This window comes from Paradesulfitobacterium aromaticivorans, from assembly GCF_054657415.1.
In genome coordinates this window covers 1,410,442-1,423,945 of sequence record NZ_BAAHYT010000010.1, presented here as the reverse complement: position 1 = coordinate 1,423,945, position 13,504 = coordinate 1,410,442, and the positions used below count along the sequence as shown (strand labels likewise).

Sequence of the window (13,504 nt, the reverse complement as noted above, 5' to 3'; positions counted from 1 at the left end):
CCTTGCTTTCTCTTCCGTCGATAAGCCCGGCTTTAGCCCGTACTCCAACCCGTGCCCGAGTTCTTGCCCTGATCTCTTTACTGTCTCCGCTGCTTGTCCCAGACTCTGCTCCAACTCTTTCTTGATCCCTAAAGGGTAATATGGGATCATATTTGTACTCACCCAACTGAGCGCTTCCCGGGGAGAAAGACCCCAGTTGGTGGGACAAGTGGAAAGCACCTCAACCAAAGTAAACCCTTTGCCCTCAATCTGGGCTTGAAAGGCTGTCATAATTGCCTTTTTGGCCTTCATGACTTCCTGTGGATTATGGACGGAAACCCTGGCAATATACGCCGCCCCGTCAAGGGTAGCGAGTATTTCCGAGATCCGGATCGGGTTGCCGTGACTTTGCGGACTGCGCCCGCCGCGAGATGTCGTGGAATCCTGGCCGACCAGCGTTGTAGGTGCCAATTGGCCTCCGGTCATCCCGTAAATGGCGTTGTTGACAAAAACAGTTGTAAACTTTTCTCCTCTGGCTGCTGCGTGAATAATCTCACCCGTGCCAATCGCCGCTAGGTCTCCATCCCCCTGATACGTAAACACCACTTTATCCGGATTCACTCTTTTGATTCCAGTTGCAACAGCCGGTGCCCTCCCATGCGCAGCTTGGTGCATATCCACATTGAAATACTTATAGGCCAAGACAGCGCAGCCGACCGGAGCCACCCCGATCGTCTGCTCCCGGACCCCAAGTTCGTCCAGAACCTCGGCAATCAGGCGGTGGATGATCCCGTGCGTACAGCCCGGGCAATAATGGGTCTTAACTTCGGTAAGGCTTTGCGGGCGTTCATAGACTATTGTCATTTGGCTTTCCCCCTGCCTTTTCATTAGTCGTTCCGCAATGCGGCATAGAAATCTTTACTTCGTCTGACGATTCGCGCCACGCATCCTGTCCAGTCTACGGCCTGGGCGTAAGACCTTTCCCCCACATCGTTCCCAGCCAAATGCGTAATCTCTTCTAAAATTTCCCGTGTAGTCGGCACAACCCCAACCCGGCCATAAAAATGTACCGGCACTTTAAACTCAAGGTGATAGCGCACATCTTCCACGAATTGTCCGGAACTGAACTCAACCGTCAGCACATGACTGGCAGCTTTACAAGCTCGACGAAGTTCCTGCGCTGGAAAGGGATAAAGAGTAATCGGCCTGAACAGCCCAGCCTTAATTCCGGCAGTACGCGCTCTATCCACCGCCGCTTTGGCAATTCTGGCAGCAGTACCGTAGGCAGCTAATACGATGTCTGCGTCCTCAGTCAAATAACTTTCCGCCAGGGTTTCCTTCTCCGCCATCAAACGGTATTTGCGTTGAAGCTTGAGATTCACCTTCTCCAGTTCTTCAGGTTCAAGATAAAGAGAATTTATGATATTGCGTTCACGCCCCTGAGCACCGGTTGTGGCCCAGGGCTTTGAGGGCAGGGCAGCAAGGTTCTGGAATTCCGGAAGCTCTACCCCTTCCATCATCTGGCCCAAAATTCCGTCCCCCAGGATCATTACCGGGTTGCGGTATTCGTCTGCCAAAGTGAAGGCCTTAACGGCCAAATCAGCCATCTCCTGAACCGTGCCCGGAGCCAAGACCAAAAGGTGATAATCTCCATGCCCGCCGCCCTTCACAGCCTGAAAATAGTCTCCCTGAGAAGGCTGTATTCCCCCGAGCCCCGGGCCTCCACGCATCATATTAACGATAACACATGGCAGTTCCGCACACGCTATGTAACTTATTCCCTCTTGCTTAAGGCTGATCCCCGGCGAGGAGGAAGAAGTCATCACCCTGGCACCCGAACCTGCTGCCCCATAGACCATGTTAATAGCCGCAAGCTCAGACTCAGCCTGAATGAAAACCCCGCCCACTTCAGGCAGTCTCCAGGATAAATACTCGGGTATCTCGTTCTGAGGAGTAATGGGATAACCGAAGAAGTATCGGCAACCGGCGCGCACTGCCGCTTCAGCCAGAGCTTCATTCCCCTTCATCAAGGCCTGACTCACTTTGCCCCCTCCTTCCAAACTGTGATGGCTACATCAGGGCACATCCTGGCACAAAAACCACAGGAGATACATTTGTCCTGCTCAGTTGCTTGAGCCGGGTGATACCCCATCGAGTTCAAATTCTCTCCTAATTGAATGATATTAACTGGGCAGGCCCCGACACAAAGTTCACACCCTTTGCATCGATCTTCATCGAAAACAACCTTTTGCATCAAATCCCCTCCCCACAAGGTTACACACTAATTTCCCAACATTGCATTTATGCTTTGAAATTTCGAAAATAATTATGACCAGGTGCTAATTTATCACCTGGTCATAATTATATACCATATTTTGTCTGTTCTCAAGACGGAAACTCTCAAATTTCTCTAATTCCGCCTAAAAAGTTTTACGCACGACCCAGCCTAAAAAGTTAAAGTGGCTACCTCGTAGAGATACTCACATATTCTGCCGTAGCGGAATCCCCTGTCTCAGTCCACATATTTACGATGCTCCCAGCTTTGATGCTGGCAATTGTGCCATCTTCAACCGTCCCACCACTTGCGCCGGAAGCTTTGACTTTTACAGGAATCCCCACCGGTACCGTAATTGTTATGTTTCTACCGGTCATAACCTCCTGGGAAGCTTGCAGATTTCTCCGTTCTTCCTCACTTAAGGATTGCATCTGCTCCTGCCTTTTAGCTTTTTCTTCAACTGACAATTGGGCTCCTGTCTGCTGCCGCTGCATTTCCGCAATTAAGACAACATTCCCCTGAATAGATTTAACTTTGCCATAAACCTCTGCTACCCGCTCTGGCTGCTCTGGATCGATCGATGAGCCAGAGACTGTACCCGAATTCGCAGCAGCCGCAGGGGTGGAACCAGCAGTGGCTGAACCTGTTTGAGCAGACGAATTGGACGAGGTGCTATTTGAGGCACACCCGCTAAGCCCAATAAGTAGAGACCCTAATAAAATAAAACCTGTAAGTCTTATTATAGTTTCTGTCTTAGACCTAGATGTCTCAAAGCCCAGTCTCTTAGATCCCGATTTCTTAAACATCAATCCCTTTAATCCTGATCCCTTACCGTGTAACATCATTCACAACCTCCGCCTTTCATATAGGGTACTTTCATATGGGTAACAACCCCTTTTCGCTTACTCGTATCTTAATGACTCAATCGGATTGGATTCTGCCGCTTTTTTGGCCGGATAAAATCCAAAAAATACCCCAACGATTCCGGAAAAGGCCAAAGCGATCAGCACTCCTTGTAAAGAACGCACAGTTTCAACTTGTAAATATTTAAGCAGGGGGATAGCCGCTTCCCCAACTGCCAGTCCCAGCAAGCCACCGAACATACTAAGCGCAATCGCTTCGAATAGAAATTGCCTTAAGATATCCTGCTTGCGCGCCCCCAGTGCTCTGCGAGTGCCGATCTCCTTGGTCCTTTCACGCACTGATACCAGCATCACATTCATAATCCCAATCCCCCCAACCACCAACACAATGACGGCGATCGAGACGAGCAATACAGACATGGTCTGGGCAGTTTCTTGGGCAGCTGCTAAACGGCTGCCGGCATCTCGCACTTGGAAATCATCGGCCATGTTAAGACGGAGCTTATGCGCTTCCCGTAAAGCTTCCGTGATTTCTGCCATGGCCGTCTTCACACTCGCCAGATCCTTAGCCTGCACCGTTAGCCTCGGGGTAACCTTGGTTCCAAGAATATAGGTCTGGGCTGTGGAATACGGAATAAAAACCCCTTCATCAATACTGGTATTCCCCACAGTCTCCCCTTTTCTTTCAATTACTCCCCCTACCGTAAATTTCTTATTATTTATATTAATGGTTTGCCCCACTAAACCTGGTGTCGGTCCGAACAGAGTTTCCGCAATATCCGAACCGAGCACAGCAACCTTTTCTTTGGCGGCGATACTCTCTTCTGCGAAAAAATTCCCGGCGCTAAATTCTAGATTAGTCATGCCCTGATACTCTGGCGTTACTCCAAGCACGGTTACGGATTGGGTATTGGAATTGGCACTCACCGCAGCCTTGCCGGAAATTTGGGGCGCAACTGCCGCTACCGAGGGTGCGTTTTGTTGAATCACTTCGACATCTTTGATATTTAATTTCGAAGAGATAGTTGAGCCTTGACTGTTGGCCATGACATAAATAGTGGTCACGCTCATTTGCGAAAACTGATCATCTACACTTTGTTTGCTTCCCATACCTACGGCTACAACCAGGATGATCGTAGCCGTTCCTATAATAATTCCCAGCATCGTAAGCATGGAGCGTACTTTGTTAAGCCATATGCCATCGAGTGCCAAGCGAATGGTTTCGAGTATCCCCATGCTCGATCCTCCCATCTTTGAACATGATAATACGCTCAGCCAATTCTCCAATGCTACGGTCGTGCGTAACCATGATAATCGTTTTTCCTTCCTGGTGCAGCTCTCTGAAAATGTCCATCACCTGGGTGCCTGATTTGCTATCAAGCGCACCCGTAGGTTCATCAGCGAGGATAATGTCTGGATTCGTACTAAGAGCGCGGGCAATAGCGATACGCTGCTTCTCCCCCCCTGACATTTCTGCCGGTTTATGATTGAGACGGTGCCCCAACCCTACCCTTTCTAAAAGTGATTTAGCGACCTCGCTACGGTCTTTGCGGTTTTGATAAGAGAGTGACACCTCTACATTCCGCTGCGCCGTATAATACGGCAGCAAGTTAAAACTTTGAAACACAAATCCCAATTTGCGGTTTCTAATCCGGGATAGTTCATCATCACCCAGGTTATTGATAAGCTGTCCGTCCAGCACATATGAACCGGCTGACGGTTTGTCCAGACACCCGACAATATTCAAAAGTGTGGATTTTCCGGACCCTGAAGCTCCCATAATGGCTACAAATTCTCCCTTTTTGATTGAGAGACTTACATCGATCAGAATCTGGACCGTTTCTTTTCCCATCGCAAATTCTTTATGGATACCATCTAACTGAACAATGTCAGCGTTCACATCATCCCCTCCTGCCTATTGTTTAGCGGAAACAACTTTCCGGATAATGACCTTGTCCCCAGCTTGCAAACCCTCCTTGATTTCCACGATCTTACCGTCAGTTAGTCCGGCTTTAACCTTAATCCATTCTGAACTTCCGTCGGAATGCTGCACCTCAACACTCGGAGCCCCATTTACCCTAACCACTGCCTCCACCGGAACTGTTATCGCTCCTTTGACCTGTTGCGCGATAAAGGAAACCGTCGCTGTCATGCCATTCTTAATTTCCTCTGCAGGCGCGGTCATTGTCACCGCTACTTTATAGGTAACGATCCCGCTTTGGTCGATGATTGGCGTAGGGGAAATGAAATTCACTGTTCCTTCATACGCTGTATCGGGTATGGCTGTAAAAGCAACTTCTGCATCCTGACCGACTGAGATTTTGCCTATATCATCCTCGATGATATAGGAATCAACAGTTACCTCCTGTGAACCAGCCAGTACAATTAGGGGATTACCGGAGGAAGAAACCAGTTCTCCCACTCTGCCGTTGACAGCTGCTACAACTCCGCTCACCGGAGCCACCAGGACAGCTTCCCTTAAGTTTTTGTTCGCGGTGGCCAAAGATGCTTCCATCTGTTTGACAGCCTCATCGGCTGTAGTTAAATCGTATGGGTCAGCCGGGGTTAACAACGCCAATTGGGCTTTGGCAGTCTCTAACTGAGCTTTAGCCCCTTCCAATTTAGATTCTTCAGCTAAAATATCGGATTCCGTTGTCTTCCCGTCATTTAATAAGGATAATTTGTAATCATACGCTGCTTGCTGAACCTGTAACGCTTTCTCAGCATTATCCACCGCTACTTGCTTCGCTTGCCGCTCAGCTTCACTTGGCCCCGCCACAAGTTTTTGGTACTTGGCCACCGCTGAGTTATAGTTCGCTTGCGCCTGTTTGACTTGATTTTCTAAGTTTTCTGTTTCCAAACGGGCTAAAATGTCCCCTTGCTTAACTTGCTGCCCCTCCTGCACCAGGATCTTAGTTATCATCCCGTTACTGTTAAATTTAAGGTTTGTCACCGGGAAAACTGCTTTTCCGTCCGCAGCCAGCGAAATTTTTACGTCTTTCTTCTGGGCAGTGATGATGGTATTCGTCTCTGTGGTTTGATTAACCGTTTGGCGTGATTTATTGTAGAAAACCGTTGCTGCAGCACCCAACGCGAGCAAAAGTGCCAGTAGCAAAGCAATACCCCTGGGTGAAGGTTTTTTCAATTCCGAACTCTCCTCTCATGCATTCATCAAGCACTCTCGATTACTCTCGATTACTCTCGATTACTCTCGATTACTCTTGGTCACTCTGCTAATAAACGGTTAAGCCTATCTTCTAAGATGGGACTTATAGCTTCCTTGTTTCCGACCACTGTAGCTTCAGAGATATCATTCTTGTTCATTAGCAGAAAGAAATACGGGGCAGTTGACAAGGAAAATCCAGACTCACTGGAGGGCAAAGTTATAACAAACCCTTTGTTTTTGGCAGCCAAGGCAGCGGTAAGCAGCGCATCCCCATACAACCTGCCTCCATTCACATCAGCCGCAGTGACTAAGGCAGAGGTGAAATAGACCGGCGAATCCGGAACAAAAGTCTTGTCCAAGATAATTTGTTCGGTAGCATAACGGTCAATGCCGCCCCAGCGTTCTACCGAGTATTCCTGGCCCAGCTTGTCTTCCACACCCTTGCTGATTACCGCTGTGCCGCCAAGAAGTTTAATATTTTGCGGTTTTAAGGAATCCAGAACGCCTGCCGTCACACCCGGAATCTCATTTACGTCTGAAAGCAGGATAGGTATTCCTTGAAGAGCTGCCGGGGCGCTGGCTGCGAGGGCATCAGGCTCACCGTAGCCAGAGGCTAAATACACAGTATCCGCAGGCCCAACCTTCTCCGCAATTGCGGCTGCCGTGCCGTACCGGTCAAAGCCGGCTAAGCGCTCAGTTTTATAGCCGTGAGCCTGCAGCTCCGACTCGGTTTGCGCGGATACCGCAGCCGTCCCCCCAATAATGTAGACCGTTTGCGCACTTAAAGCCTGTATGTGCGCTAGTATAGCCGGATCAAGAGAATCACGTGCGGTCATTAAGATCGGGGCATCCAACTTTTTGGCTAAGGGCACTGCCACCATGGCGTCAGACAGCATATCATCGCGCGTAAGAATGACATTTTCAGCACTTTTCCAGCCTGCGCGAGCCACCTCAATAGATAGCTCTGCATTGCTTTGCGAAAGTCCGCCGATCCTGGCACCAGGGGTTGTGCTCATTTTGAGCTCAATCGTCTTGACCACGTCCCCTGCGTAAATTACTTTTACCACTCCCTCCTGGGTAGGGGTCATGGAAAAAGTAAAGGTTCCATCATTAAGGGTGGTAAAGTTTTGCACAGCAGGATTCGCTCCCACCCCGGAACCGTCAATCGTAACTGCTTTTTTACCGAGATCGCTTCCGTACAGGTCCGTCAATTTGACCGTGACTGTACTCAAAGTGTCCAAGGTCAGGGTGCCTGATGTAAAAGTCCTTACCAACGAATCGACTGCGCTAAGTATCCCCGTGACAGTATTACCCTCCTTATCTGAGATGTTCAAGGTGTATGTACCGGCAGTACTTAGGCTGACGTTCGCGATGGAATATGGATTTTGCGTGCCCGCGACCGCATACTCCTGAACCGTTCCATCCAGATTAGTTATGCTGGCTGTGATAGTACCCGTAAAATTGTAATTATAGTCCCGGTAGACATTGAAGAAAATTGTTTCAGGCACTCCTGTACTCAAGGTCGAATCAGAATAAGATGCAAATTGTAAACTCAAGGGTTCAGTCGCCAGGCTCACTCCTGGAATTAAAGCGGTCATAAACATACTTAATAAGACCATGAATGCTAAAACCTTTTTGTTCCTGTTCGTACTTGTTCTCTCGATTGTTCTCTCAATTGTTCTTTTGATTTTTCTTTCATTTAGCTCCTTGCTCATTCCTGCTCTCCTCTCAATCTTTTGCACGATCTATCCGCCAAGATTTGCCGTATGCTTAAGTTTAGAGGATAGCTTTGTTCATTCTGTGTCAAGAAAATGAGGGAATCTAAAACAATTTGTGAACAATCTGTGAAGCACTGTGTCCAGGGCAAAAGAAACGGACTGTCACACAAGCAGTGCTTGGAGACAGTCCGTTTCTTATTAGATTGTCTGAAAAAGTCTTTCAGCGTTCGATATTTTCCATTACCCTTCTTCTATCTGATAAAGCAAATTATCTTCAACTTTATAATATAACGGTGCCACCTGTATTTTAGGATAACGCCAGCGCAGCCTTTTCGCTTCACTGACCACAAATGTCAATTCATTATCAATCTCGAACATCGGGGCGAAATTAAGAAAGTGTTCTTCCGCCTCGGCGTAGTCCCACCCGGCTTTAGTTACCAATCCATTAACGAAGTCTGATTTCTTGGACATCAAATTTACCATACCGCAATTGTTATGGGCAATGAGAACAATTGCTCCTACATTTCCCACTCCTATCGCAAAAGACACCTTGAATTCGTTGTACCGCAAGTTCCCTCCCCCTGTCCGGATGATATACGCAAAATTAGGAGGGATATTCAGGCTCTTACGGTGATCCATACACATCCCGATTAAGATTTCCGGGGAGGAATACTTCTTATGAGCTTTTTTCAGATTATGATACTCCAGTAAGCGCCCGACCGGAGTATCTTGATAAGTAGGAAAAATATCGCTTTCAACCTGTACCGGAATTTTATTCATTTCCTTCTCTCCCTTATCTATGCGAACAGTCCGGCAGCTACCGGGTGCGTCAAGCTTCTGGCTACATCTTTAGCCAGAAGCTTGGCTAGTTCCGGTTCCTGGCGGGCAAATTGCTCCAGCATAACCTGCAGTAATGGAAGTTTTCTTCTAAGCAGGGTTTTGTCTTTAAGGTTTTCCCTTATGCTCACGCGCGAGCCGATAAGTGGCCGTGGCGAAACCTCCTTTAACAGCAATCCCTTGAGCATAAGTTCTTCCTGAACTTTAGTTTGAACAAAGAAACGATAGCCCATATTTTCCTGGAGAATTTGCTGGCTTAGGTTTTTTACCTTGGCTTGCCCACAACTGGATAAACTCTGAGAAATTATTTGTTCTAACCCGCCACTGACCCACTCTTTGCTATTATACACTATAAAGACATGTTTCCCAGGAAGAACCTTCTTATTTATTAGGGAAATATTAATATTGGTTTGTTCCTGCAGCGCAACCAGCGCCGTATAGATAGCCAGACTTTCTTTACTACCCCATTTATTCTTTTTATAAGCTGGAACCGCATCAATTAATTCAGGATAAAAGAAGTAAGCCATGGAACTGGGGTTAAGGCTTAGTTCTTGCATTAAACATACCCTCCTGAGCTTAAATTTGCGCACCAGCTTTTTGCAGTCACCGGTTCTAATGAACATGCTCCATTTTCCCTTGGTATACTGGTATACCAATAACCTATTGCAAACACCTGTAAAAGCGATTATAATAGGATTATTCTTAGAAAAAATTTTGGCCCTGGGGATAAGGTAATCGCTATAGTATGGGGTAAACCTGGCAAAGATTACTCCCCTAAATGACAAAATCCGATTACCTCATACCCAGGGTTATTTTTTAAAGAACTTCTACTCTAAACCTTTACGGTGAGAACCCTTATTGACTTAAATTCGTTTTAGACTCCCTCGCTGATTCCTTTATCTATAGACATTCCCGGGCGTGTGGGTTTAGGCAGCTTTTTAACAATCAGAGCGCCTAATGCGGAGGCGAAAGCTAGAACACCTGAGCCCACAAATACCACTGTCCAGCCATAGGTGCTTGCAATCGCAGTCGCAACGACCCCTCCTAAAATACCGCCAAATCCTTTGGCACTATAGAGAAGGCCATAGTTGCTGGCGGCAAATGTAGTCCCAAAGCGATCTGCATTTAATGACGGGAAGAGGGAGAACAGTTCACCCCATGTCCCCATGATAAGGAACATCCAAATAACGTAACCCCAGCCGCTCGTGCCGAAGAACGGGAAAGTTGCGGTGAATATGGCATTGAGGGTAAAGCCGATAAACATGATGTTTTCCCGACCGAACTTATCGGAAAGCCAGCCCCAGAATATCCTGCCACCTCCGTTTCCGATACGGTCGATGGTAACCCCTAAAATAACGAAATACTGGATTACACCGACATCTTTAGCAAACGGCTTGGCATTCGCGGTGAGCATTAAACCCCCGATTGTCATAAAGAGGAACATGATATAGATCAAGTAGAATTGAGGTTGGCGCAAAACCTCCCATGGTTTGAAGCCTCGATTAGGATCACTGTCATCTACTTGAGCATGAGCAGCGTGTTTCTGATTGCCGGGAGGATAACGCAAGAGTTGAGCAACGATTAAGATTACGAGACCCTGGAAGATACCGGTGGAGATAAATGCTGCCTGATAGCCGGATTTTTCGATAATGCTGCCAATAATCGGGATAAACGGGGCAGAACCTGCACCAAAGCCAGCTGCAATTATGCCTGCAGCTAAACCGCGTTTGTCGCTGAACCAGCGGATAGCTACGGCAACACTGCCACCGTAAATGAACCCGGCACCAAGTCCGGCTAAAGCATAAAAGAAGTAAAGACCCTTTAAAGATTCAACTAGACCCATTCCTGTCCAACCGACACCAACCATTACTCCTGCAGCAGTAAAGAACATGCGGGGTCCAAAACGGTCCAGTAAATACCCTTCAATCGGCTGGGCAAAGGTTTCAAACCAGATAAACAGTGTAAAACCAAATTGAATCGCCGTCAGGGAGGTACCAAAAGCTGTCTTAAGGCTAGGTGTAAACAAAGTCCAGGCATACTGTAAATTAGCAATCATGATCATGGCAATAACTGCAGATATCAGTTGGACCCAGCGATTCCCTAAAATCGGACCATAAACTTCTTTAGGGTTGATACTTTGGCTGCTTTCCATAAAACAGACCACCCTCCTTTTTCTTTTCATGCACAAAACAATGCATAAAGCGCTCTATTTCTCTATGTCATACCCTCACCTCCCTCCATGCGCGAATATTCTGATAATTTTCCCCTTTTTTTAGACTCTCTTTTTGTTTTCAGGCTTCTATTACACGTTTTCCAACAAAATAGTGATTGATTTTTCGCGTTTCAGAACCTAGCAGTTTCCAAACGAAAATCCCTAAAGCATTCAATATTTCCATTCGAAAATCCCTGTGACGAACACCAGGCTAAAATTGAGGCAAGAGACGCTCCCCCGGGCCGTAAAACCGACCCGGGGTTGCTTTTTGGGGATATAGTTGGTTTATTACTGAGCAGGGACGCTGACTTCGATACCCACTTCTTTCAACCTGCCGTTAGCAAACTGCTGCAGTTTTTGAATATGTTCAGGCTGCAGATGGGAGAAACGCCCCTGGAGCTTGAGATATTCTTCTACAGGTTTGATCTCTTTGGGCTGATAAGTGAGTTTGTACTGTCCTTCGTGCAATTCGTAGAGTTGGAACATCCCGGTTTCGACTGCTAATTTACCTATTTCGATCGTTTTGTCAGCCGGGAAACTCCAACCTTTCGGGCACGGAGCATGGATGTACAAGAAAGCCGGGCCTTCGGCGTTTAAGCCTTTGCGCACTTTATTCATCAGGTCAAGCGGATAAGACAGAGAAGCTGTCGCGAGGTATTTAAGTTCCGGATGTCCATGAGCCATCATTTTCGGGAGATCTTTAGGCATTAACTTTTTTCCTTCCGGAATAACCGGGCCGGCAGGGGAGAAGGTGGTCCAAGCTCCATACGGAGTAGTGGGTGAAGTCTGAATCCCGGTATTGGCATAGGACTCGTTGTCATAAGCGATAAACAGAATGTTATGCCCGCGGTAGAAGGCAGCGGAAAGAGCTTGCAAGCCAATATCAGATGATCCGCCATCCCCGGCCATGACGATGATGTTAGGAAACTCCGCGTCTGTCTTTTTCTTGCGAATGATTGCTTTGTAGGCAGCCTCAATCCCAGATGCCACAGCGCCACCATTGGTGATCTGAGCATGAATCCAGGGAACTGACCACGGGCCGCAGCCATAACTTGTATTCGCAACATACATACATCCTGTGGGGCCTATAAAGATAGTATTGGGGCCGGCAGCTTTGGCCACCAGGCGGTATTGCAGGGCCGGACCGCAGCCGGCACAGGTGCGGTGCCCCGGAACATAATATTCTTCTTCAGGTGCCTTACGTAAAGATTTGATTTCCTCTAACACTTGATTCCCTCCTTTCAAAGCTTACAGTTCGAATGGCAGCCAGTAGTTTTCTTTGTCCGCTTTTCCGGCTTTAGCAACTTCTTTTAGTTTCATGAACATTTTGTAGAACTCATCATGGGTAATCATTTCACCGCCTAAACCTGCCACAAAACCTACCGTTGGGATTTTGTCACCCAGACCGTACATCGCAGTGCGAGCCTCAGTTAAGAGCACGCCGGCCGCTCCGGAAATACCGAAGTTCACGGAGTTATCCACTGTTCCGACAACCTTAAATTTCAAAAGAGCATCACGGACTTGCTGAGTCGGGAACGGACGGAAGGTCCGCAAACGAACTAAACCGACTTTTTCTCCGAGGTTGCGCAGACGACGCACGACGGTTTTCGCTGTTTCAGCATGGCCGCCTTGAATGAAGAGCGCAATTTCTGCATCATCGGTCATGAACTCTTCGACCCATGGGTTGTATTTGCGTCCAAACAGCCGTCCGAATTCATCATGGACTTCTTCGATCACCTTGCGGGAACCTTCAATTGCCTGATAACGCTGGTACTGCATGCCCGGTCCCATTTTGGGCTCCATCTGGGCTCCGATGATCTGGGGTTTGCGTACATCAAGGACATGGTGATTCTTATAGGGAGGCAGGAATTCTTTGACTTTGGCAGCTTCGGGGATGTCTACTTCCCCTAAAATATGGGATACGAAATAGCCGTCCTGGCAGGCGTATTGGGGCAAGAGCACCCGGGGATCTTCTCCGATCCGATAATACATAAGGGTCATGTCCAAGGCCTCCTGCGGCGTGGCAGCCCAGCCCTGAAGCCAGCCCTGATCACGGCAGCACAGTGCATCCGTATGTTCGGAACCGAAGTCTCCCGGCGGGTCGAGTGTTCGGTCGGCAATCGCCATCTGAACCGGAAGCCTTTCCCCGGAAATCGGGGAGTACACTTCCATGGCATAGGTTACGCCTACGCCTGAACTTCCAGTGAAAGTACGGGCTCCTGAGGCGGAGGCACCATAGACAACGCTTAATTGTCCGTGTTCCCCTTCACCATAGACAAACTCTGCATCCAATTCCCCATCGGCTACCATGCGCGCCAGTTCCGACATAATACCGGTATAGGGACGAATTGGATACGAACAAATCACATCAACATCAGCGAGCTTAACTGCCGTGGCAGTAGCTACACAACCGGAAATCCGCTTGACAACTCCCATTTTTTGTTCACCTCCTAC

The 13,504-nt window shown here is 47.9% G+C and carries 12 protein-coding genes and 1 pseudogene; all 13 read right to left on the bottom strand.

The window, feature by feature from the left end; translation table 11 throughout:
* Positions 1-114 precede the first annotated feature (114 nt).
* Positions 115-843: pseudogene (locus tag ACYQ2N_RS12640) on the bottom strand (thiamine pyrophosphate-dependent enzyme); the annotation flags it as partial.
* Between the two features lie 23 nt (positions 844-866).
* Positions 867-2,021: a 3-methyl-2-oxobutanoate dehydrogenase subunit VorB gene (locus ACYQ2N_RS12635; protein WP_459999622.1), complete on the bottom strand. Its 1,155-nt coding sequence runs from the start codon at positions 2,019-2,021 to the stop codon at positions 867-869.
* The gene (locus ACYQ2N_RS12630) at positions 2,018-2,233 is read right to left on the bottom strand and encodes a 4Fe-4S dicluster domain-containing protein (protein ID WP_459999620.1); all 216 of its coding nucleotides are present in this window, start codon (positions 2,231-2,233) and stop codon (positions 2,018-2,020) included. The genes ACYQ2N_RS12635 and ACYQ2N_RS12630 overlap by 4 nt, the downstream gene beginning before the upstream one ends.
* Before the next feature lie 209 nt (positions 2,234-2,442).
* On the bottom strand, positions 2,443-3,099 hold the full coding sequence (locus ACYQ2N_RS12625; protein ID WP_459999619.1) for a hypothetical protein: 657 nt from the start codon (positions 3,097-3,099) through the stop codon (positions 2,443-2,445).
* Between the two features lie 57 nt (positions 3,100-3,156).
* On the bottom strand, positions 3,157-4,353 hold the full coding sequence (locus ACYQ2N_RS12620; protein WP_459999617.1) for an ABC transporter permease: 1,197 nt from the start codon (positions 4,351-4,353) through the stop codon (positions 3,157-3,159).
* Positions 4,304-5,017 (bottom strand): ABC transporter ATP-binding protein, encoded by a 714-nt coding sequence (locus tag ACYQ2N_RS12615; RefSeq protein WP_459999616.1) that lies wholly within the window; start codon positions 5,015-5,017, stop codon positions 4,304-4,306. The genes ACYQ2N_RS12620 and ACYQ2N_RS12615 overlap by 50 nt, the downstream gene beginning before the upstream one ends.
* Positions 5,018-5,032: 15 nt before the next feature.
* Positions 5,033-6,262 (bottom strand): efflux RND transporter periplasmic adaptor subunit, encoded by a 1,230-nt coding sequence (locus tag ACYQ2N_RS12610; protein WP_459999615.1) that lies wholly within the window; start codon positions 6,260-6,262, stop codon positions 5,033-5,035.
* Positions 6,263-6,342: 80 nt separating this feature from the next.
* The gene (locus tag ACYQ2N_RS12605; RefSeq protein ID WP_459999614.1) at positions 6,343-7,998 is read right to left on the bottom strand and encodes a cell wall-binding repeat-containing protein; all 1,656 of its coding nucleotides are present in this window, start codon (positions 7,996-7,998) and stop codon (positions 6,343-6,345) included.
* Positions 7,999-8,241: 243 nt separating this feature from the next.
* Entirely contained in the window at positions 8,242-8,781 is a 540-nt protein-coding gene (locus ACYQ2N_RS12600; RefSeq protein WP_459999613.1) for a carbonic anhydrase, read from the bottom strand.
* A 17-nt stretch (positions 8,782-8,798) separates the two neighbouring features.
* Positions 8,799-9,395 carry a hypothetical protein gene (locus ACYQ2N_RS12595; protein WP_459999612.1) on the bottom strand — a complete coding sequence of 199 codons (597 nt, stop codon included), beginning with the start codon at positions 9,393-9,395 and terminating at the stop codon, positions 8,799-8,801.
* Positions 9,396-9,712: 317 nt separating this feature from the next.
* Complete coding sequence (oxlT, locus tag ACYQ2N_RS12590) at positions 9,713-10,990, bottom strand: oxalate/formate MFS antiporter (protein ID WP_459999611.1); 1,278 nt, start codon at positions 10,988-10,990, stop codon at positions 9,713-9,715.
* Positions 10,991-11,338: 348 nt separating this feature from the next.
* Complete coding sequence (locus ACYQ2N_RS12585) at positions 11,339-12,277, bottom strand: oxalate oxidoreductase subunit beta (protein ID WP_459999610.1); 939 nt, start codon at positions 12,275-12,277, stop codon at positions 11,339-11,341.
* A gap of 21 nt (positions 12,278-12,298) precedes the next feature.
* Positions 12,299-13,486 (bottom strand): oxalate oxidoreductase subunit alpha, encoded by a 1,188-nt coding sequence (locus ACYQ2N_RS12580; RefSeq protein WP_459999609.1) that lies wholly within the window; start codon positions 13,484-13,486, stop codon positions 12,299-12,301.
* Between the last annotated feature and the right edge of the window lie 18 nt (positions 13,487-13,504).